20 protein-coding genes and 3 tRNA genes are annotated in these 22,761 nt (G+C 30.9%); 5 read left to right on the forward strand and 18 right to left on the reverse strand.

What is annotated here, in order from left to right:
• Positions 1–378: 378 nt before the first annotated feature.
• The 10 genes from R8749_RS04855 to rpmG all read right to left on the reverse strand — a co-directional run bounded on the left by R8749_RS04855 (position 379) and on the right by rpmG (position 9,890).
• Positions 379–3,012, reverse strand: coding sequence for an ATP-binding protein (locus R8749_RS04855; protein WP_317698340.1), 2,634 nt, complete (start codon positions 3,010–3,012; stop codon positions 379–381).
• Positions 3,009–4,217 (reverse strand): metallophosphoesterase family protein, encoded by a 1,209-nt coding sequence (locus R8749_RS04860; RefSeq protein WP_317698341.1) that lies wholly within the window; start codon positions 4,215–4,217, stop codon positions 3,009–3,011. Before R8749_RS04860 ends, R8749_RS04855 begins: the two co-directional genes overlap by 4 nt.
• Before the next feature lie 40 nt (positions 4,218–4,257).
• A complete protein-coding gene (locus tag R8749_RS04865) occupies positions 4,258–6,237 on the reverse strand; it encodes a transglycosylase domain-containing protein (RefSeq protein WP_317698343.1) in 1,980 nt (659 codons plus the stop codon).
• A gap of 11 nt (positions 6,238–6,248) precedes the next feature.
• Entirely contained in the window at positions 6,249–6,722 is a 474-nt protein-coding gene (locus R8749_RS04870) for an arginine repressor (RefSeq protein WP_317698344.1), read from the reverse strand.
• A gap of 23 nt (positions 6,723–6,745) precedes the next feature.
• Entirely contained in the window at positions 6,746–8,449 is a 1,704-nt protein-coding gene (gene argS, locus R8749_RS04875) for an arginine--tRNA ligase (protein WP_317698346.1), read from the reverse strand.
• Between the two features lie 23 nt (positions 8,450–8,472).
• A tRNA-Gly gene (locus tag R8749_RS04880) sits at positions 8,473–8,543 on the reverse strand.
• A gap of 31 nt (positions 8,544–8,574) precedes the next feature.
• Positions 8,575–9,411 (reverse strand): NAD(P)H-hydrate dehydratase, encoded by an 837-nt coding sequence (locus R8749_RS04885; protein WP_317698348.1) that lies wholly within the window; start codon positions 9,409–9,411, stop codon positions 8,575–8,577.
• A 50-nt stretch (positions 9,412–9,461) separates the two neighbouring features.
• A tRNA-Leu gene (locus R8749_RS04890) sits at positions 9,462–9,545 on the reverse strand.
• 74 nt (positions 9,546–9,619) lie between these two features.
• A tRNA-Ser gene (locus R8749_RS04895) sits at positions 9,620–9,709 on the reverse strand.
• A gap of 31 nt (positions 9,710–9,740) precedes the next feature.
• The gene (rpmG, locus tag R8749_RS04900) at positions 9,741–9,890 is read right to left on the reverse strand and encodes a 50S ribosomal protein L33 (protein WP_317698349.1); all 150 of its coding nucleotides are present in this window, start codon (positions 9,888–9,890) and stop codon (positions 9,741–9,743) included.
• 180 nt (positions 9,891–10,070) lie between these two features.
• Between rpmG and R8749_RS04905 the strand changes: the two genes are divergently transcribed.
• The gene (locus tag R8749_RS04905) at positions 10,071–10,295 is read left to right on the forward strand and encodes a hypothetical protein (RefSeq protein ID WP_317698350.1); all 225 of its coding nucleotides are present in this window, start codon (positions 10,071–10,073) and stop codon (positions 10,293–10,295) included.
• 57 nt (positions 10,296–10,352) lie between these two features.
• Here the strand turns inward: R8749_RS04905 and R8749_RS10725 are convergent, their stop codons facing one another.
• Together R8749_RS10725 and R8749_RS10730 are read right to left on the reverse strand one after the other, a co-directional pair.
• On the reverse strand, positions 10,353–11,252 hold the full coding sequence (locus R8749_RS10725) for a penicillin-binding transpeptidase domain-containing protein (RefSeq protein WP_331678474.1): 900 nt from the start codon (positions 11,250–11,252) through the stop codon (positions 10,353–10,355).
• Complete coding sequence (locus R8749_RS10730; protein ID WP_331678475.1) at positions 11,252–12,487, reverse strand: penicillin-binding transpeptidase domain-containing protein; 1,236 nt, start codon at positions 12,485–12,487, stop codon at positions 11,252–11,254. The genes R8749_RS10725 and R8749_RS10730 overlap by 1 nt, the downstream gene beginning before the upstream one ends.
• A gap of 56 nt (positions 12,488–12,543) precedes the next feature.
• Between R8749_RS10730 and R8749_RS04915 the strand changes: the two genes are divergently transcribed.
• From R8749_RS04915 to R8749_RS04925, 3 genes are all read left to right on the forward strand, one after another.
• A complete protein-coding gene (locus R8749_RS04915) occupies positions 12,544–15,081 on the forward strand; it encodes a YfhO family protein (protein WP_317698351.1) in 2,538 nt (845 codons plus the stop codon).
• A 254-nt stretch (positions 15,082–15,335) separates the two neighbouring features.
• Positions 15,336–16,184 (forward strand): DUF3737 family protein, encoded by an 849-nt coding sequence (locus R8749_RS04920; RefSeq protein ID WP_317698353.1) that lies wholly within the window; start codon positions 15,336–15,338, stop codon positions 16,182–16,184.
• Positions 16,181–17,020 (forward strand): alpha/beta hydrolase, encoded by an 840-nt coding sequence (locus tag R8749_RS04925; protein ID WP_317698354.1) that lies wholly within the window; start codon positions 16,181–16,183, stop codon positions 17,018–17,020. Before R8749_RS04920 ends, R8749_RS04925 begins: the two co-directional genes overlap by 4 nt.
• Positions 17,021–17,077: 57 nt before the next feature.
• On the opposite strand, the gene R8749_RS04930 is transcribed toward R8749_RS04925, so the two are convergent.
• Entirely contained in the window at positions 17,078–18,436 is a 1,359-nt protein-coding gene (locus R8749_RS04930) for an FAD-dependent oxidoreductase (protein WP_317698355.1), read from the reverse strand.
• Positions 18,437–18,541: 105 nt separating this feature from the next.
• Here R8749_RS04930 and R8749_RS04935 point away from each other — a divergent pair, with 105 nt between their 5' ends.
• Positions 18,542–19,030 carry a zeta toxin family protein gene (locus R8749_RS04935; protein WP_317698357.1) on the forward strand — a complete coding sequence of 163 codons (489 nt, stop codon included), beginning with the start codon at positions 18,542–18,544 and terminating at the stop codon, positions 19,028–19,030.
• A gap of 3 nt (positions 19,031–19,033) precedes the next feature.
• Here the strand turns inward: R8749_RS04935 and R8749_RS04940 are convergent, their stop codons facing one another.
• Genes R8749_RS04940 through mltG form a run of 5 tightly spaced genes read right to left on the reverse strand, consistent with a single transcriptional unit; the run spans position 19,034 to position 22,754 of the window.
• A complete protein-coding gene (locus R8749_RS04940; RefSeq protein WP_317698359.1) occupies positions 19,034–19,666 on the reverse strand; it encodes a response regulator transcription factor in 633 nt (210 codons plus the stop codon).
• Positions 19,663–20,706 (reverse strand): sensor histidine kinase, encoded by a 1,044-nt coding sequence (locus R8749_RS04945; RefSeq protein ID WP_317698361.1) that lies wholly within the window; start codon positions 20,704–20,706, stop codon positions 19,663–19,665. Before R8749_RS04945 ends, R8749_RS04940 begins: the two co-directional genes overlap by 4 nt.
• Positions 20,703–21,125, reverse strand: a complete 423-nt coding sequence (gene liaF / locus R8749_RS04950; RefSeq protein WP_317698362.1) for a cell wall-active antibiotics response protein LiaF — start codon at positions 21,123–21,125, stop codon at positions 20,703–20,705. The genes R8749_RS04945 and liaF overlap by 4 nt, the downstream gene beginning before the upstream one ends.
• A gap of 3 nt (positions 21,126–21,128) precedes the next feature.
• Entirely contained in the window at positions 21,129–21,602 is a 474-nt protein-coding gene (gene greA / locus R8749_RS04955; protein WP_317698363.1) for a transcription elongation factor GreA, read from the reverse strand.
• A gap of 15 nt (positions 21,603–21,617) precedes the next feature.
• Positions 21,618–22,754 carry an endolytic transglycosylase MltG gene (gene mltG / locus R8749_RS04960; RefSeq protein ID WP_425613221.1) on the reverse strand — a complete coding sequence of 379 codons (1,137 nt, stop codon included), beginning with the start codon at positions 22,752–22,754 and terminating at the stop codon, positions 21,618–21,620.
• Between the last annotated feature and the right edge of the window lie 7 nt (positions 22,755–22,761).

Below are 22,761 nucleotides of genomic sequence, written 5' to 3' on the forward strand. Positions count from 1 at the left end.
TTTTTTGAGAAAATACAATATTGTACCTTTTGATTGTAAAAATGTTGTTGAGCGTAAAATTTTTAGTCGAAAAACACTTGGAGTTGTTTTGGATCTTCAGTTATAATTTTTCTTTTTTCTATGATTGTTTAATTTCTAATAAAATTTGGATTCTTTCAAAATATATAATCGTTTTATCGAATAGTCTTTTCTGGAGATTGAAAACAGAAATTATTACACGCTCAATGTTCGAATCCAAGATCGGATTGAAATTTATTATTAACTCAAAGTATTCCTCAACAATTTTAAATTTCAATTTGACAGAATAAAAAGTGCCTCACAATCGTTAGTAATTATGAGGCACTTCACTTTTTTGGTATCTAACAAAACGTTTAAAAATTAAACAACTAATTCAGTTAAATGATTTGATGAAACAAATTGATTTCTAATACCTAAATCTGTTGTAAAGAATAATAGCTGGGTTGAACTTGCTAAATTTTGGATTAATTCAATCACTTTCGCTCTTCTAACGACGTCAAAATTAATAAATGCATCGTCAATAATTAAAGGCAGTTCAATTTTATCCAGAAAGTTTACTGCAAAGGCAAAACGAAGGGAAACATATAATTGTTCAGCAGTTCCTTGGGATAGTTGAGCAATTTCAAAATTTTGTCCATCCACTCTTTCTACATTAAGAGATTCTCCTTCAAAATTAATAGAAAGATATCGGCCATCGGTTAGTAAATTAAAATATTTACTCGCGTGTTTAATAATTTGTGGGAATCTTTCTTGAGTTGCTTCATCCAGAGCTTCTTTAATCCAATTACCGCCTAAATAATTGGTTAGCCAAGTTTTTGTAAGGTTTTCGATTCTTGATTCCAGATTTGCGAGTTCTTGTCTTAATTCATCGTATTTTTCAGTATTAACAACTCCATGCAATTGACTGCGATTTTCCAAAATCGAAGAAGTAATTGTTTTTTCTTGTTCAGACAGGTCTTTAAGATCTTTATTATTTTGTTCAATCGACCATTCTAACTGCTCATGATTATCAAATTTCTGTAATTCTTTTAAGATATCTTTTAAATTATTTTCATAAATTTTAAGCTGTTCTCTTTGCTTTTCTCTGTTTAAAAGATCATGGTGATAAACTTCCAATTCCATTTCAGACTGCAGACCATTATCTTTTAATAGTTTAGCCATTTCTTTATTGGCATCGTCCATTTCAAAATTTAATTTATTAATTTTGGTATTATAAAACTTCTTTTTCTCTTCATTTTGAGCATTAATCGTAGAAATATTACTCATGTCATTATAAAAGTCTATTATTATAGCGATTGATCCCTCAAGATCTTTGGCATCTATTTGAATCCAATCTTTGGCAAATTTGAATTTCTCAATATAATCAATAATTTGTTCTCGATATTTTTTTTGATCTTCGGTGAGCATTTCCACTTTAGAAATATCTTCATGTAATTTTTTTAAATCCGATTGAAAACCAATAAATGTATCAATTGGAAAATCATAATGATACTTATCTTTTAACTCCGTTAACTCACGAACAATATCCTTCATTTTTGAATCAACATGCGTTAATTCTTCTTCGACCTTGGTTTCTTCGAAATCATCTCCATCTGGTGATTCAATTTGGGATGTCGGTCGTGTCATGTAATAGCTGGCCAATGATGCAATAATTCCAACAGAAATCCCTGCAATACTCACAATACGTCCAACATTACCTAAAAAGAACCCGATTATGCCAACAATTACTCCGATAAGAAGACATAAAATTGTTGGAGTCCAATTTCTTTTAGAATTATTTCTAGCAGCAACTTTAGTTGTTTTAAGAGCATTTACAGAAGTTTGATTTTGTAAATTAACTCGAACATCCTGAAGTTCATCGTAGTTTCTTTTTATTTCCAAAGCATGTAGATAATCATCTTTGGACATTTCTTCAGTTTCAGGCTTAAAAGAATTTTTAACTAGTAAATCACTTTGATCCTTTTGTAATTCTTCGATTTTAGAACTAATTTGTTCATTTGTCTTGCTTATTTGAGTAATATCTGAAAGTTCATCGTATAGTTTAGAAAAGTCCGTTTTATTGTCCGAATAAAATGCAAAACGAGGATTATTAGTGATTGTACTTTCAGTAATCTTATCAACTTCCTCTTTTGCAGTTTTTAAATCGTCTTTTGCAGTTTGAAACTTTTTCTTTTCTTCCAGGAAATTATCATAAAGATCAACCTCTAGATTTCGCCGATTAGAAATTGACTTAGAAAGGTCCAAATATTCCTGATAGTTTGACCAATTATTATTTAATTGTTCAAGTTTTTTAATATTATTGTTCGTATCTTCAATTTGTTGATGTACTTTTTCTCTTTTTTGAGATAATTTTTCGTTCTCTTTTTTTAATTGAATATATTTATTATTCTCTTGAGCAGCCTCTCCTACTTCTCTTTCTAACTCACGATGTTCTTTCATTGCTACATTAAGGAGCGGTTTAGTTCCAGAAGGTTTAAAAATTGAACTGGCATCATTTGATAGATTATCACTTAATTTAAGCCACTCTTGAGAACCCGTCATCCCAATGTGAAGGATTTGGTCAGTAAAATCATCCCTTTTTAAATTAAAAACTCGATTTAAGGCAGTTTCGTCAAATTCAAAAATATTTTGATATAAACTTAAGTCAGCAGCTCCAAGAAGTTCACGTAGTTTATCTTCATCGTATTCTTTACCGTTTGATGTAACAATAACGCTGCCGCTTCTACTTCTTAACCCTCCAACTCTTCGAATTATATATTCTACATTATCCTGGGTAACATAAAGTTCACCACCAAACGAAGAACCAAATCGAGGTTTATATTTATCAGTATCAGTTTTTTTACCAAATCCGAATAAAATACCTCTTATAAATGCTCTGAGAGTTGTTTTTCCTGCTTCATTAAGACCATAAAAAATATGGAAGTCATCAGAAACATCAAAACTTTTATCTGTCCACTTACCAAAACCAAAAATATTGATTTTATTAATTTTCATAATTGATCGTTCTCGCTCTTTCTTTCATTTATGAGTTCAAAAGTTTCATTTTGCAAAGTTGATGTAAATTCAGGATTTCGAACTAATTCCTGAAGAAATCGATAATTCTTTAATAAAGGCAAAACCTCTTTTTCAAGATTTTCTGAGCTAAAGATTTTATCAGCACTTCGGTTCCAAAAACTTTGGTCGAGTTCTGAGAAAACATCACTTTTAGTGATTTGTACTGACACTTTAAAAACAATATTATAGTTGTCTTCGAATTTCTTCGGTGCAATCCCCCCAGCAAATGAATCATCCTCAATTGATTTAACAACTGTCAGCGGTAAGTTATTAGCATTTTTAATCATTACTGACACGAAATGAGAAACTGTCTTTGATAATTCATTTAAATTTAAATCAATTTCCCTTTGAACATCACTCATTGATACTAACGATCTTCCGTCAATAATAACCTTATCCCACTCAATTACGTCACTAGGTAAAAAGTTTATTTCTGTCTCTTTATTATTGGTTTCTACTAAGTAAAATCCTTTTGAACCATCTTCTTTGATACTACGACCCTGAGGATTGCCTGGATAAACAATATATGGATCTTCATTAAGGATTTGTCTTTCATGAATATGACCTAATGCCCAGTAATCATAACCTTTTTCTAACAATTCATCTTTTGAAAACGGTGCATAGTTATCATCATGACCAGTTTTTAAAGCTCCATGTAAAATTCCAATCGTGTAATCAATATCAGAGTGAGGTTTTGGGTATTGCTCAACTTTATTTTCGTTAACCCACCGATCAGGATAACTAAAACCTACTAATTCTACACGAGTTCCATCTTTTGCAGTGTGATAGAAACTTTTAACTTCAGCAGGAAATATAAAAACGTTATCAGGAAATTCAAAATTTCCGATCTGACTATTTGAAAAATCATGATTTCCAAAAATAACGTATACAGTTATATTTTTTTCTTTTAGACGTAAAAATTGGTCATTTAAAAAAAGCTGTGCTGTTACACTTTGAACATCACTGTCATATAAATCACCTGCTATGATGATAAAATCAACCTCTTGTTTAATAGCAATATCTACTATATTTTTAAAAGCATTAAAAGTTGAATTCTTAATTTTGTTAAGGATTTCCTTATTCTCTATCTGTAATCCGCGAAAAGGTGTATCTAAATGTAAATCAGCTGTATGAATAAATTTCATATATACTCCCCTTTTTATTCCTAAAAAAATTATATATGTGTTACTTAAAAAAATCTATTACTGAACGATAAAATGAAGAAACTCCATTTTTAAGATTATCTAAGCCTTTGTTATAAAGATCAATATTTGATTGAATAAAGTCCTTCTTTTTCCTTTCTTTTGGAAAAGAATTATCTGAAAAAGAAGTCTGGGGTGTATCAGAATAAATTGATTCCAAAATATTTTTAAAAGTCCAATTTGCATAATTACTATTGTTCAAAACTCTTTCATCATTTGGATTATCATATCCAACCCAAGTTGTTAAACAAATATCAGGCGTATATCCAACCACCCACTGGTCTCTAGTTGCAGTTCCCTGTCCTTCCTTGGTCTGTGTGCTCCCAGTTTTTCCAGCAACTTCAAAATTACTTGGTTTTGCTTCCGTTGCGGTACCGTTATTAAAAACATTTTTTAACATTGGAGTTAATTCTTTAACTACTTTCGGAGAAATTACAGGTTTTGAAAAATCGTTAAAATTACGCAATTCTTTTCCATTTGAAGTTTCAATTCGATTAATTAAATGTGTTTTATGTTTGAGACCATTATTTGCGATTATTTGGTACGCTTGGGCAATTTGCAAAGGAGTAACATTTAAATCACCCAGTGCTAATCCTAAATCTTTTTGATTTTCTTTAACTGTAAAACCAAACTTATTTAAAGAATTGACCCCGGTGTTTAGTCCGATTTCATTAAGAAGCCAGACTGCTGGAGCATTTAAACTATTGGTCAATGCATCATTCATTGTGACGCTTCCGGCATAAGAATTGTTATAATTTTTAGGCTTATATCCATTATATGAGACTAGTTTATCTTGAAGCATTGAATCAGGTTTATACCCTTTTGTTAATGCTGGTGCATAAACAGAAATTGGTTTTAACGTTGAACCAGCTTGCCGGTACATTTGAGTTGCTCTATTTAACTCTAAGAAAAGATGATTCTGGTCATTAGCATTACCAATTAATGCTTCAACACCACCAGTTTTAACGTTTACAGCAACTGATGCAGATTGTGCTTGAGTATTTCCAGCCCAAGGAAGAATAGATTCACTGGAATAATAATTTTCCATTTTTCTTTGCATACTTTGATTGAGATTCGTATATATTACATAACCATCATTTAAGAGGTCATCTTCGGAAATCTTATAATCACGTTTTGCTTCTTCAATTACCGCGTCAAAATAAGACGGAAAATTGTAAGTAGTAATCGGGGTATAGTTATTTGTTATATTGGATTTTTCATTAACTGCTTGATTGTAATCGCTTTCGTTAATTACTTTATTAGCTTTCATTGAATTTAAAATAACATTTCTTCTTTTTATAGCATAATCAGGGTAACTTATTGGATTGTAAAGCCCAGGATTTGCTAACATTGCACATATTGCAGCACCTTGGGCAACAGATACTTGCGAAGCATGAACTCCAAAGTACCTTAAAGAAGCATTTTCAACACCCCAAACTCCATAACCAAAATAAGCATGATTTAAATACATTTCTAGTATTTTTTTCTTTGGTTCAACTTTATTCAATTGAACTGAATAAAATAATTCTTCAGCTTTACGACCAATTGTTTTCTTTTGAGTTAAAAACATGTTTTTAACTAATTGCTGACTGATCGTACTTCCACCTCCACTAGAATCATGTCCAAAATGAACAACATACCCAAGAACAGCTCGAGCCGTCCCAGTAACACTAAAACCTGGATTTTTGTAAAAAGTTCGATCTTCAGTGTTAATAACTGCATTAACAATATTTGGACTGATTTGATCGAGGTTAACGTACCTACCCTTTCGGTTTAATAGAGCTCCTGCATATTTATTATCTTTATCGTAAACTGAAGTGTTTAATCTTAATGAAGTCTCCATTCCTTTTATATCTGCAGTTTTAGCTTTAAAAGTAAAAAAAGAAGATATCAACACTAAAAAAAATAAAACTACCGCAAAGGTAATTTTAATTGGATGAGTTTTTTTAACAATTTTTTTCACTAAAATTATCCCTATAAAGGTTCTAATTCTTTGGCGTTAATGTAATCTGATAAAACATCATAAACTTTCTTCGCATCTGCTTCATCTTTAGAAATTACTATTACGCTATCAAGACCAGCAATAGTACCTATAACTTCTGGAAACTTTAATTCATCAATTGTAGCTCCAAAAGCATTACCAGAACCTTTAATTGTTTTAATAACATTAATAAATTGAACTTGCGTAATTGATAAACCGACAATTTGAGCATTATCCAATAATTTTTGAATTGGGTTTCGATCGTCTTGGTGATAAACTACAAAACGTAATTTTCCATTAAAATCGGGAGATTTAGTGATATGCATGTCCCTGATATCTCTGGAAATAGTTGCTTGAGTAACTTTAATTCCTTGTTCTTGCAATATATTTAAAAGTTGGTCTTGAGTTGCAATTGAATTCTCACTAATAATTTGAGAAATAATCGCATGTCTTTTTTCTTTTTTCATTTTGATACTCCATAAATTAATAATTACATTTGTTCTGGAGCTTTAATACCTAATAAGCTAAGAGAATCTTGTAGTACATAACTAACAGCCTTAACTAGCTGTAAGCGAGTATAAAGCTCATCATCTTCAACTAAAATTCTAACATTTTTATAATAATGATTAAAAGACTTAGCTAACTGAATAGAATATTTAGCAATGATAGAAGGTTCATAATTTTTTTCTGCTTGCTTAACAATTGTTGGATATTGATCCAACAGTTTTATTATAGCGAATGCAGTATCTTCTTCAAATATATTTTTATAATCCTTAACAGAAATATTAAGTTCTTGAGATTTTCGAAGAATACTTTGAGATCTTGCATTCGTATACTGAACGTATGGACCTGTATCGCCTTCAAATTGAACGACTTCATCTAATTTAAAATCAAAGTTTTCCATTCGATCATTTTTAAGATCATGAAAAACAACTGCTCCATATCCAACTTGGTGTGCAACATCATCTTTTTTATCTAACGTCGGATTTTTCTCCTCAATTTGTTTGAGAGATAATTTATAGGCTTTATCTAAAACATCATTTAATAAAACCACTCTTCCTTCACGCGTCGATAATTTTTTACCGTTAAATGTTATTAAACCAAAAGGAACATAAACGATTTCTTTAGCCCACTCATAACCCATTTTATTGAGAACTGATTTTAATTCATCAAAATGTTGCTTTTGTTCACTGCCGACAACATAAATTGATTTAACAGAATTAAACTTTTTTTTACGATAAATAGCAGCTGCTAAATCGCGGGTCGTATATAGACTTGCTCCATCACTACGAATAATTAAAACTGGATTTTCAAATCCTTCGTCGCTCAAATCAACAACTTGTGCTCCTTGACTCACTTTTAGCAGCTTCTTTTCTTTAAGAGTATCGATTACTGCTCCCATTTTATCGTTATAAAATGCTTCTCCATCGTACAAATCAAAGTCAATATCCAAGTCTTTATATATTTCTTCAAAACGTTGAATTGAAACTTTCCTAAACCATTCCCAAAGACTTTTAGCTTCTTCATCTCCGTCTTCAAGTTTTTTAAACCATGCTCGTCCTAAATCATTAAGATTTTCGTTTTCTTTAGCTTCTTTATTGAATCGGACATAAAGTTTAAGCAAATTTTCAATGGGGTCTTGTTCTACCTTTTCTTTATCTCCCCACATTTTGTATGCTGCCAGCAATTTACCAAATTGGGTTCCCCAATCACCTAGAAAATTAATCTTAATTGGATTATATCCACATTTTTTTTCAATGTTAGATAATGCGTTACCGATAACTGTTGATCTTAAATGTCCCATTGACATGGGTTTTGCAATGTTAGGTGAAGACATGTCAATTGTCACATTGCGTCCTTTACCAAAGTCATTATTAGCAAAATTCAATTTTTCTTTATTTACTAAAGATAAGAGATCTTGGGAAGGCTTTTCTCTTAAAACAGAAAAATTAATATACCCATTAACAATACTAATTTCTTTAAAAAGACTTTTATCTATGAGTTCAACAATTTCATTTGCAATTTCATTTGGAGACTTACGCTTAATTTTTGCAAAAGAAAATGTCGGAAATGAAAAGTCACCAAAAGAAGAGTTTCTAGGACGTTCTAAGATTTTATCAACCTCAACATCATCTGAAATATAGGAATCCAAAACTCTTTTTAATTCTTTAGTAACTACACTATCTAAGCTCATAAAACCTCCAAAAAATAAAAAAAAGCGGGTGACGAGAATCGAACTCGCGACGCTAGCTTGGGAAGCTGGAATTTTACCACTAAACTACACCCGCAATTAATATAGAAAAATTATAACATAAACACTCAATTTTCAGAATAAAATTTCATTTCTGAAGGAATTAATTGTGAAATTTTTGAAGGAGTTGTCACGTACTGTTCTTTTGACAATTTATCCCCAATCAATCCATGAAGATAAACTGCTGCACAAATAGATGCTTCCATATCTTGAAATTGAGCACAAAATCCAGAGATCATTCCAGCTAATGTATCCCCCATTCCGGCTGTTGCCATACTTGCATTGCCACTAGTATTTCTCCAAACGTGATCTCTATAGTAAATTTCTGTTCGGTGTTTTTTTAAAACAAGAACTACTTTATTTTCTGAAAGTGTCTTTAGAAATTTTTCATTATTATCAACGGTTTGGTCTTTTATCTGGATACCACTGATTCTTTCCCACTCTCCTTGATGAGGAGTTAAAATGACCTTACTATTAGGTAACTTTAAATTATGTTCATCAATCAGCGAAAAGGCAGAACCGTCAATAATCAAAGCTTGGTCGGTCTTAATTGTCTGAAAAACAAGTTTTAATATCTTTAAGGACTGTTCTTCATTACCTAACCCAGTTCCAATTGTAACAACGTTCATTTTTTTTATTAAATTTTTTAAATTATTTCCATCAGTGTAATCTTGAAAAATTGCTTCAGGAACTACACTATGAATACTTGTCATATTTATTGGATCGCTGGCAACAGTCACTAATCCAGCACCAGAATTAACAGCAGCTTGAGCACTCATGATAATTGCCCCGCCGTAATTTTTATTTCCCCCAATCAGCAAAACATTTCCATAATTATATTTATGAGTTTCTTGTTTACGAGGTTTAATTACGTTTTTTAGTACATTATCAGTAACATCTTTCACTTATTTATCCCTTTCGTTAAATAAAAAAAACAGGCTAAAGCCTGTTAATATGCCCCAAACAGGAGTCGAACCTGCACATGATTTCTCATACAGCGACCTGAACGCTGCGCGTCTGCCAATTCCGCCATTGGGGCAACATAGCAGTTAATTTATAAAAAAAGCAGTTTAAGAACTGCTAAAAACCAGTGACCGATGTCAACCACTGAAGCGGAGAATGGGGGATTCGAACCCCCGATACAGGTAAAGCCCGTATACATGATTTCCAATCATGCTCCTTCAGCCGCTCGGACAATTCTCCAACTAAAAAGCAAAACTATAAAAGTTATGCTTTATTTTGTTTCTCGATGTAATGTAACTTTATGATCATTAGGACAATATTTTTTCTTCTCTAATCTATCTGGGTTATTTCTTTTATTTTTCGAAGTTAAATAGTTCCGATGATGACATTCTGTACATTCAAGTGTGATATTTACACGCATAAGATATTTTCACCTCTCTATAAAAACATAAGTATATAGATTTTAGCATAATTAAACTATAATTGCGACCCTTAAAATTACATAATGAACTTTTCAAATTTTTTAAACATTTGACGGTAACCGTTTTCAAAAGAACTTTGCTGACCTATAATAAAGACATATAATTTTGGAGGTAAATTCATGTTTCCCTATCAATTTGAAATAAATAAAGAATACTACTTTGTAAACAAATTAAACCTTGTTATGCCCATTACTGTAAGTCAAGTTAGTCCAAACTCTGTGACTTTTAATACTAGTTTTAATCAAAATTGGACCTTAACTCCTGATTCTCAAGAATTTAAAGAACATCGAATATTTAAATCTAAAAATTCGGCAGAAATATTTGCTGGTGGTTGTTGTTCATAAAGAACTAAAGATTAAGAAACCTTTTTGTTTTATTTTTCATTAAGCAAAAAAGGTTTTTTAATTTACTCCATTTGGGTAATACTTGCTATATAAAGAATAAATTTTATTTGCCATTTGAATTGGAACGGGTACTGTTGGTAAGCTTTGATATGAAACATTATTTAAACCAGGAAATACAATTGCAATGGCCACTTGAGGATCTTTTGCCGGCGCAAATGTTACTAAACTTTCATTAAGTACGGGAGACCCATCAGCAGCAACAGATTCAGAAGTTCCAGTTTTAGCAGCAACTTCAAAAGGCAAATCCATCATTGCTGTTCCCGTTCTCCAACCATCAATACTAGCGATTCCTGATCCATATACCACGTCGTGCAGACCAGTTTTAACAAGATCAAAATCACTTTGAGTGGCATTAACCTTGTTAAGGATAGTTGGCTTGTTTGAATATATAATTTGCCCCTTTGATCCATCATTATCAATTTGTTGGATTGATTGAACAATGTAAGGCTTCATTCTATATCCGTTATTTGCAATTGTTGAAATATACTGTGCCATCTGAAGAGTGGTGTAGGAATCATAATTTCCATAAGAAAGGTCAAGTAGAGATCCTGTTAAAAGATTACCCTCTTCATTGAAACTAGTACCAACCAGACCCGTTGTCTCACCAGGTAAATCAATCCCAGTTCTTATACCTAAGCCAAATTCATTAAAATACTTTCTTAATCGATCAAATGAATTTTTATCTGCGGTCATCGAAATATTAGGTACATAATCGGCATTGGATTCTTTCATAGCCAATCTCATCATATAGATATTTGATGATACTTCTAAGGCTTGAGCGGCCGTTAATGCACTGAACGTCCCTTCAGGATATACAGAACCTTTAGAACGGGTTCCCGGCAATTTAACAGACGTATCAGATATTAAGCTGTTATTTGTTGAGATGGAGCCATTCATTAGCCCCCCATTACCATGGCAGCTTTGACAGAAGATCCCATGACGTATGATTTATTTATTGCTCCCAGAGGATTATAGGTTATTTCTCCAGTTTGAATATCACGATTAACACCAGCCATCGCATAAATAGCACCTGTTTTAGGATTCATTACTACGGCATAAGCACCGTCATTCTTTCCCGCATATCCTCCAGCAACAGTTGATTCTAAAACACTTTTAACAATATAACTAACGTCATTTTGAAATTGAGAGTTAATTGTTAAATTTAAACTTCCACCCATTTGACCTGAATAGATAGTTTTTTGCGAAAGTATTTTATTATTAGTTGAAAGTTCAATTTGAGAAACTTTTTTTGATCCTTTTAAAATATTTTCATAACCTTGTTCTAAATAACTTGTCCCAACACTATCATTTCGAGCATATCCTTGAGCTAAAAGACTATTTATATCATCTGCAGGTAAACCCTGCTTATTAGATGTAACTGAACCTAATACGCCTGAAATAGTTGGATTTGTAGTGTTTTCTCTAATCCAATATGGTCCAACACTAATTCCTGGTAATTCTAATAAATGTTCATTGACTTCAGCAAGTTCACGGTCTGTTAAACCATTGGTTTTAATATAAACAGTTGAAAGCTGGTAGGCGGCTTCCATACTTTTAAAAATGGCAGCTTCTTTTTTTTGCTGGCTGCTTAAATTTATTTTTTGATTAATTGTAAAGTTTACTAAATTTCGATCTATTTCTGCACTGCTTAACGAATTTCCCTTTTTATCAAGTTTAAATTCCTTTGGCATTTGGGCCAGCATTGATTTGTTATTGTTTTTATCTGCCAAATAAAATTCTGCTCGATCCCACTTGTTTAAATTTTTAGAGTCTAGATAAGTAGGATCAATTGAAATATACTTAGCCAATTTAACTGCAGTATCGTACATCTCGCTTTTTTTAACTTCGAGCCCTCTAGTGTACATTATTGCATTGGTAGCCTTGTTGCCTGATAAAACGTGACCACGAGAATCATAAATTAGGCCCCTTTGAACAGGAGTTGATAGCGATAAAAGCTTAGTTTGATCAATTTCACTTTGATATTCCTTACCATGCTGAAGTTGGACATCTCCTAACTTAAATACTAAGATAGCAAATAAAACAAAAACTATAAAAAAAAGCAAGTTTAATCGAAATGGGATTCGCGATTTATCTTGAACTTGGTTATTATTTAAACGTTTCTTATTTTTCACGAAATATAATGCCTCTAATTATTAATTGTTATGATTATCTAATGGAAACTAAACTTTTGAAAAAAATCTCAATAAAATTAACTCAAAAAAGAAAAATTCTTATTACTTTTTTTACTCCCATCATTTTAATGATGATTTATTTTATTGCAATCGGAGTTCATCCGTTTGGTAATAATACTATCATGACTGTCGATTTAGGCCAGCAGTATATTGATTTCTTTGGACTTTTTCATGATACATTACTTCATCATCCTTCAAGCTTTTTTTATTCTTTTTCTAAAGATATCGGCGGAGATATGTTGGGGGTATGGAGTTACTATCTCCTAAGTCCACTAAATCTAATTTTTTTGTTCTTTTCTAAAGAAAATCTTGATGTTGCGGTACTCATTATTACTTTACTTAAATATGGATTAATGTCTTCATCATTTTATTATTTTGGATCAAAGACCACTAAAGTTTCTAAAAAAATTTTGATTCCCGTAAGTATTAGTTATTCTCTCAGCGGATTTTTCATCGCAAATCAATTTAATTTAATGTGGCTTGATGCAGGTTATCTTTTACCGTTAATTGCATTAGGAATTTTTAAAATATTTCAAAAAGGAAAAATAAATCTTTATGTTTTTACTTTAGCAGCCATATTGATCATAAATTATTATATGGGATATATGATCTGTATTTTTGCAGTTCTTTATTTTATTTATCTCTCTACTATAAATTATCATACTTTTAAAGAACTCTTAAATAAAACAGTTAAATTTTTTATTGGATCTTTAATTTCTGGCTTATTGGCAGCAATGATTCTTCTTCCAACATTTTTTCAACTGACCCAAAGCAAAGGATCATACACAATTAAACAGATTCACTGGAAATTTGAATATTCTCCCCTAAAAATGATAACCAAATTTAATATTGGGGCCTACAATTTTGACGCCATTTCTAGCGGTTATCCAAATATTTTTATCCCTAGTCTTATTTTAGCAGTTGCTATATTATATTTCTTTATCAAAAAAATCCCCTTACGATGTCGATTTTCTGCACTTTTAATTACATTGTTCATGATTTTTTCAATGTGTTTTGAACCACTAGATTTACTGTGGCATGGTTTTCAATTTCCAGTTTGGTATCCATACCGATTTTCATATATTTTTATATTTTGGCTTTTAATTTTAGGATTGAATTCTTTTGAATACATTAAAGAAATAAAAATTAATCAATTGATTATTCCAAGCATTCTATTTATTACAATCACTTACGCTTCTCTTTTTTATCGAACTAAAATATCTTACCTTAATTACATTATAATTTCTTTAACTGCTATTTTCTTTATTATTTCTATTACCTTACTTGGGGGAATAATTAACCAGTATCCGATTTTAAAAAAAATAACCCCTTTTTTAATAATTTTTGAAGTAATAGTTAATGCTTATGTTTCCTTAAGTAGGATTGGATTTATTTCTCATTCTGAGTATGCTCGATATGTTAAAAGTTCTGAGCATACTTTAAATAAGATCAAAAATAAAGATCATGACTTTTACCGAATTGGGAAGTCTTTTGAAAGAACTAATAATGATGCGATGCTTCTAGATTTTAACGGAACGGACCAATTTAATAGTATGTTAGAGCCAAAAACTAGTAATTTATATGCTCAATTAGGCCAACCTCAATCTGAAGGTGATGTAATTTATGGAAATGGTAATGTTTTTACAGATTCTTTTTTAGGGATCAAATATTTTTTAAATTCCAATTCGCATAATAAAAATGTTTTTAAGCCGATTGGTACCCGTTCGGACATCCAAAATTATGGTAATTTTTTTAATGATCATGAAATTTCAATAAAAGAAAATCCTTACGTTTTGACAAATGGATTTTTAGTCTCTGACAAAGTTTTAAAAACAGATTTAGCTTTGATTAATCCGATTATGAATTATAATTCGATTTATAATAGTTTCTCTTCTAATAAAAACTATCAAGATTTGTTTTTACCCTTTTATTCCTACACTGAAAAATTGATTAATTTAAAAGAAAAAAGAACAAACAGTTTTGACACTTATACTAAAATTAATCGATTGAAACCAGCAAAAATAATTATTTCTTTGACTCCTAAAACTAACGATCCATACTACGTGTCTTTAAACGGTGATCTTTCGGATAATAAGGTGAAGTATTCAGTCAACGGTAAAGTTATTGAACAAGATCAAACAATCCAGAATACAATTGTCCAATCAATTTTTCAAAATCAAAAGAATAAAGTTGTTAACTATGAATTGGATATTAACGCTAACAAAATTAATCTATACGATTTAAGCTTTTATTTTATGGACACAACAAAGTTTTTAATTCAAAATAATCATTTGCAGAATAGTCAACTAAAAATAATCAATCATACATCTAATAAAATTATTGGAAACATCGATGTGAAACAAAAAAAAGAAAATACTTTGTTTTACAGTATTCCTTATGCAAAAGGGTGGAATGCATTTGTTGATGGGAAAAAAGTTAGAATAAATAAAGCATTTAAAAATTTTATTGCAATTAAGCTTTCAACCGGAAAACATTCAATAAAAATTGAATATATCCCCCTTTTTTTGGCTTAGGATTAATTATTAGTGTCACAACTTTAATCATTTTTTTAATATTTTTATTATTGAAACATCGCCATCCTAAAAAGAAGCATTATGCCTAATTACTATAATGAATAATGTGTAATAAGTATTTAACATCGTGGAGCTTCCCTTTTACAATCGATATAGATGGTATTTTAACAGCTTGACTTAAAGTTAACTTTAGGTGTTATTGTCATTATTAAGCTATCTGCTCAAAAAAATTAATATAGATTAAGGAATTATTTATGACAACATATCAAGAAAAAACTTATACTGGTGAACGTTCATTGTTCGGAGTCAAAAATGCAATGATTCAAAATGTTACTTTTGGAATGGGAGAATCTCCTTTAAAAGAGTCAAGTCATTTATCGATTTCTAATACTATTTTTAAATGGAAATATCCACTTTGGTATAGCTCTGATGTCAAAGTTAATCACTCCATTTTCGAAAAAATGTCTCGTTCAGGAATTTGGTACACAAACGATATAAAAGTAACCAATAGCACACTTGAAGCTCCGAAACTATTTAGAAGATGTCGTAATGTCGATTTAGAAAATGTTTACTTTGCTGATGCAGCAGAAACTATTTGGAATTGTGATCAGATAAACGTAAAAGATGTTCAGGCACGCGGAGATTATTTTGGAATGAATAGTAAAGAAATAGTGCTTGATAATTTTCAATTAGTTGGAAATTATGCTTTCGATGGAGCGTCAAACATCGAAGCCCATAACTGTACATTTATGTCAAAAGATGCTTTTTGGAATTGTAAAAACGTTAAATTAGAAAACTGCACGATTAATGGAGAATATTTAAGTTGGAACACTGAAAACCTAACTTTAATTAACTGTACAATCGAAAGTAATCAAGGGTTGTGTTATATCAAGCATTTAAAAATGAGAAATTGTTCTTTATTAGAAACGGATTTAGCATTTGAATATTGTTCTGACATTGATGCAGAAATTGTTTCAGACATCATTAGTGTAAAAAATCCAATCAGCGGAGTTATTAAAGCTAACCATATTAATGAAATAATTCAAGATGATAAAGAACTTGATTCAAGTAAAATCAAATTCATTCAAAAGGAGGAGCGATGACTAAGAAAAAACATTTTTCAATTGTTCTTTCACTGCTTTTTTTACTTTTTATTATTACTGGGTGCAGTTCCAAAAGTAACAATTCGGCTGTAGTTAAATCTACTCCAACGCTATTTATTCATGGTTGGGGAAGTAGTATTAATGCTGAGCACCAAATGACTAATTCGATTCAAAATGCAAAAATTTCTAACAGTGTTACGCAAGCTTTAGTAGATTCTAAAGGAAAAGTAAAGCTGGTCGGTCAGATTCCGTCAGATGCTAAAAATCCGCTTGTTGAAGTTGGTTTTGAGGATAATAAAAGCAGTGGTGATTACCATCAAAATGGTAGATGGTTAAAAAACGTGATTGAAAAATTACAACAAACATATCATATCAAGAATGTAAATCTTGTAGGTCATTCAATGGGAAATATGGCAATAGTTTACTATTTACTTGATAACTATAACAATCATAAATTGCCAAAAGTACTTCATCAAGTTGATATTGCAGGTCACTTTAATGGAATTATTGGGATCGATGATAAACCAAATCAAATTAAATTAAATTCAGAAGGACGTCCTGATAAAATAAATAAAAATTATCAAGATTTACTTGGTTTAAGAAATAAATATCCGTATAAACAGATAAAAGTTTTAAATATTTTTGGAGATAAAAATAATGGCACCCATTCAGATGATGATGTCACCAACTCTTCTTCTCAATCTTTAAAATATTTGCTTAATAAAAGAGCTTTATCGTATCAAGAAAAGAAAATAGTTGGTCCAGAAGGTCAACACAGCAGACTACACGAAAACAAAGAAGTAGATCAGATTTTAATGAAATTCTTGTGGCCTTAATTCACAATAAAAACAGCGAAGTTTTAATTTTTGACTTCGCTGTTTTTTTAAAATTAACTATTTATTTTTCATTTTTAATTGAGCTTTTTGAGCCGCTACATTCATTATGTTCCACGGGCGATCAAAACCTGGTTGGAAAAAGAAATCAGTATAAGCTAATTCATCAACGGTTACATGTTTTTCAATTGCCAAAGAGATCGTGTTAATATTTGCAGTCACGTCAGCAGTTGACATAATCTGAGCTCCTAATATTCTTCCGTCTTCTGGAGAATAAGTTAACTTAAACTGAACTTTAGCATTATGATCTTCTGGTACAAAAGCTGGTCGCCAAGTGTCTTCAACATAAACAGACTCAGTTTTAATTCCATAGCTGCCAGCAGTCGCATCTTTAATGCCAGTTGAAGCAAAATGATATTTAAAAACTGACAAAGCAGAAGATCCAGAAACAGGTGGTGTTGGAATTGTTTCCTTTTCAAGATTCTTAACTGCAAACCTTCCTTGACGTCTACTGTTTGTTGCTAAAGCAATTTTTGCAGGTTGATCTGTAGGGGCAAAAGTTACTAACGTTGCATCACCTACTGCAAAAATATCTTCTGCACTGGTTCTTTGATAGGCATCGGTTTTTATCGTATGGTCGGGATTTAATTCAAGCGTATTTTCTAACCACTGCGTGTTAGGTTTAACTCCTGCTGCTTCAATTACTAGATCTGCATCAAAGCTACCCTTATCAGTAATAACTTGTTTTACAGTACCATTTTCCCCTTCAAACTTTTGCACAGATTGACCTAAAGCAAGATTAACATTATGTTTTTCAAGTTCTGGAGCCAAAACATCTGTAAATTCTGAATCTAAATAGGTACCTAAAATTCTAGGCAAAATATCGATAACGGTTACATTTTTTCCAGCTTTAGCAAATGCCTCTGCAGCCTCAATTCCAATATATCCTGACCCAATAACAACAACATTTCTAATATTCGGTTCAACAGTTGCTCTTTTGAGCTTCATTGCCCAATCGCGACCGCGCATAAAATAGATATTTTCTAAATCATTACCAGCTACAGGGAGTTTAGAAGGTATTGCTCCTGTGCTAATGATTAACTTATCATAACTTTCAGTTCTAGTAGAGTCGTCATTTAAATTACGAACCGTTACTTGATGTTGAGAAGGATTTATTTCAGTAATTTCTTGTTTAACAAAAACGTGAACACCCTTTTTTTCCATTCCCTCTTTTGTTGCATATCGAACACTGTTAACATCTTTGACAAGACCTTCTAAATAAAGCTGCATTCCGCAAGAAAGAAAAGAAATAAAATCTCCTTTTTCATACCATTGAATTTCTGCATTTGGATAATCTTGTAATAATTCTTGAACGGCTTCGAATCCACCGTGAGATGAACCAATTACTATAACTTTCATACTTTAACTCCTTTTAATTTATATTTTAATTATAATCATTCTAATAAAAATAGTAAATTTAAAGAAATTTTGATTTTTGATAAACTTAATTTGGAGGCTTAATTAATGACAAAACTTATTATTATTCGTGGAAATTCTGGTAGCGGTAAAACTACTACTGCAGATGCACTTAAAAAAAGTTTCAGTAATTCAACATTATTAATTAACCAAGATCTTATCCGTAAACAGCTTCTTGATGAGCCTGATATTTCACATAATCTTTCAATTTCACTGATGGATCAATTGCTTATCTGGGGTGAAGAAAATGTTAAACAAATAATTTTAGAAGGAATTTTAAAAACTAGTGTCTATGGAGAATGGATAAAAAAAGTCCAAGCTAATTATGGTAAAAAAGTCACAACCTGCTACTTTAACTTGACCTTTGACGAATGTATTAAAAGAAATAAAACAAAAAAAGAAAGTTTTGCATTAGAACAAATGAAAAGATGGTGGATTGAAGATGATCTTATTGGTAATGAAGATTTAATATTTTCAAGTTCAAGTAGTATTCATGAACAAGTTCGAAAAATAAAAAAAGTTGTTTTTTCTAAGTAATTATTATTTTACAAGTCCGTGTTTAAAAGCATAAATTGTAGCTTGAGTTCGATCTTGAACATCTAATTTGTTTAAAATATTGGAAACATGAGTTTTGACAGTCTTTAAAGAAATAAATAATTCATCCCCAATTTCTTTGTTGGTCTTTCCCTCTCCAATCAGTCTTAAAACTTCTAATTCACGATTTGTTAAAGTTTCAAATAGTTCCTTTTCCTGAAGTTTATCAGGATTATTTTTAATTTTACTTGCAACTTCTTCTTCAAAAACTGATTTACCCATGATGGCTTTGTGGATAGCTTCAACAATTTCATCTGCACTACCGGTTTTTAAAATATAACTTGTTGCCCCTGCTCTAATTGCCGGATAAACCAACTCGTCGTCAATAAAACTTGTAAGAATAATGATTTTTTGCTTTGGATTATTTTTAAGAATTTTCTTAGAAGCTTCAACCCCATCCAATTCCGGCATTACGAGGTCCATTAAAATAACGTCAGGCTTTAAACTTTTAGCTTTATCAATCGCCTCTAAACCATTAGTCGCCATTCCAACAACTTCAATATCTGATTCTACTTCTAAATATGCAGAGATTCCCATTCGAACCATTGCATGATCATCTACAATTAAAACTTTAATCATTCTTTTTCTCTCTTAATAATTGGAATTTTTACTGTGATACTCGTTCCCTGATCTTTTAATGACACCATTTTAAAAATTCCCCCAATTGAAGCCGCTCTTTCTTGTAAATTTTTTAATCCATAACTCCGATTGTTTTTCTTTGAAATGTCAAAACCAACCCCGTTATCTTCAACCCGCAAAATAACGTTATATTGATTCTGTTTCAAATAAATGGAAATTTGATCAGCTTTCGCATGTCGTAAAATATTAGAAATAATTTCCTGGATAATTCTAAAAATATTATCTTCAATATTACGATTTAAATTTATTTCATCAACATCAAAATATATTCTTGCTTTTACTTTTGTTTCAAGATCGTTTATCAAATGAATTATCCCTTGACGCAATGTTTTATCTTCAAGAGCTAATGGTCTTAAATGTAAAAGTAAAGCTCGCATTTCGTTTTGGGCCTCGCTAATTGCAGTTGAAACAACATTTAATTTAGAGCCTACTTGCGATAGATCAACTTTATTATTCTTGATTTGTTTTTCTAATGCACTGGTCATCATCATTCCCGCAAAAAGATCTTGTGAAACTGAATCATGTAACTCACGAGCTATTCTTTTTCTTTCGTTTTCAAGAATTTGCTCCTTTGTTTCATTTTCTACTAAATTAGGAGTTATTGTTAAACTTTGAATTTCTCCTTCTAATTCTTTAATTCTTTGGTATAACAAAAGAATAATTGGATATAATTCGGGATCAATTTGGTTTTTTGAAGGTTTTTTTGATTCATCAAGAATTGCTGCTAGTTCGCTTTCAACACGAGAAAATTCAATTCTTCGTGCAATTAAAAACAAAGAGTAAATTAACATTGCAAAAATAAATATTATTAAATACAGAATAAGCCATCCTGGTACAACCCAAAATGACTTTAAATTTATGATTTGTTTTAAAATATTATCTTTTAAAGAATAAGGAAATAAATAAAGCAAACCAATCGTATAAAGGATCAAACCCAAAACAATTGAGATAACCAAGTAAATTTTTCTTTTTGATCTCATCCTAGAACAATCTCCAATGTACTGATAAATGAATTTACATAAATATTAATTCGTTGAGGAAATTCATCAGTTTTAGGCTTCTTATAGCGAACTCTTTCATTTTTTAAAGCAACTTTATTTTGTTCAAAAATAAAATTGCCTCTATAAGCAGCATAGTCAACGAAAACTCCGACTCCAACTGGGACAATTATTCTGACTTTACCCCAAAAACACCTAACAGCCATTACTGCATTTGAGGGAAGAATCGTATCTCCAAGATCAAGAATATAGTTACCTCTAAAAAAAAGTAAGTTTAAATCATCCCAATAAAAAGTATTTCCAATTGGTGGACTTGAAAGAGTATTTTTCGTAATCTCCAAACCATTTGGTAATTTATCTTTTCTCAGCTTTATTTTTTTATACTGAATGTCTTGTTTCAAAAATTATTTTACCTTGGTTATTTTAACTTTAATAATCCCACCGGGAGTTTCAATTGACACTTCATCATTCACTTTTTTACCATTTAGCGCAGCAGCAATTGGTGATTCTACAGAAATTTTATTTTTAAAAGGATCTGCTTCTACTGAACTAACAATTTTATAAGTTTCCGTATCATCATCTGTTATATTAAAAAATTCAACTGTTTTTCCAATTCCAACGGTATTCTTCTCTAATTCTCCCGGTTCAACAATTTTAGCAAATCTTAACATATTTTCTAACGTAGAAATTCTAGATTCTAATGTACTCTGTTCATCTTTAGCCGAAGAATATTCAGAATTTTCAGATAAATCTCCATAACTTCGAGCAATTTTAATTCGATTAATTATTTCTGGCCGTTTAACCTGTTTTAAATTTTCTAACTCTTCTTCGAGTTTCTTTTTACCTTCTTTGGTCATTGGGTAAGTTTTTGGTTCCATAATATTGCTCCTAAATTAATTTCCTGTTTCTTCTTGTTTTTGAATTTGTTCATCGTAAGTCCGGCTATAATAAACTTTTTTAGTTTTAAGATCAGCTACGAAATACATATATTTTTTATCTCGGTCAAGTGGATTTAAAACGGCTTTCATAGAACTCAAACTTGGTGAACAAAATGGACCTGGTCCATAACCTGAGTTCTTGTATAAGTTGTATGGTGATTCCACTGATGTATCTTTATTTGTTAAATGAGTTTTATGAGTATTTAATGCATACATGACTGAAATATCAGTTTGTAAAGGCATCCCAACATCCATTCGATTCATAAATACTCCTGCAATCATTCTCCGATCTTTTTCAGTGATTCCTTCTTTTTCTACTAATGACGCTAAGGTCAAAAATTGTTGGACAGTATATCCTTTATTTTTTATTTCAGTAAAGTAATTATAATAACTAAGTATTGAATTTGTTTTTTCAACCATTTGTTCGATTAAATCTTTGGCAGTCATTCCCTTATAAACAGTATAAGTTGCTGGATAAAGGTACCCTTCTAAACGATAACGGACATTTTTTGACTGTTGTGCTGATTTTAACAACGCGGGATACTTTTTAACTAAAGAATTAAAGAACTTTTCATCCTTAAAAAGTTTTTCTAATTCAGATTTTGAAAAATGACTTTTTTTGACAATTTCTTTTTCAATTGAAGAAATGTTCAATCCCTCAGGGATCATAATTTTGCCAGTTTCTTCTTTTGTGTTTAGAGGTTTCCCACCTTCTTGTAATTTACTAGAAATCTGCTTAATCGTATCTGATTGTCTGAACTCGTATATTCCAGCTTTAAAATCCGAAACATTATTAGTTTTTACATAAATATTAAAAACCGTCGCACTTTTAATTATTCTTTTTTGCTCTAAAAGATGAGCAATGTCCTTATTAGTGGATCCAACAGGAATCTTAACTTTAATAACCTTTGAACTTTCTGGGTTGACTGGTTTAAGTGAAGTTTCCACATACTTATAAAACATAACTCCCGTTATGACGATTACAGTAGCTAAAATTCCGATGATCCAAGCCGAAATATGTTTAACGGTCTTATTATCCTGTTGCCGTCTTTCAAATTTATTTAAGCTTTTTTCTGATTTTCGACTTGGCATATTATCT

The sequence above is a fragment of the Xylocopilactobacillus apis genome, from assembly GCF_033095965.1.
GTDB classification, from domain to species: Bacteria; Bacillota; Bacilli; order Lactobacillales; family Lactobacillaceae; genus Xylocopilactobacillus; species Xylocopilactobacillus apis.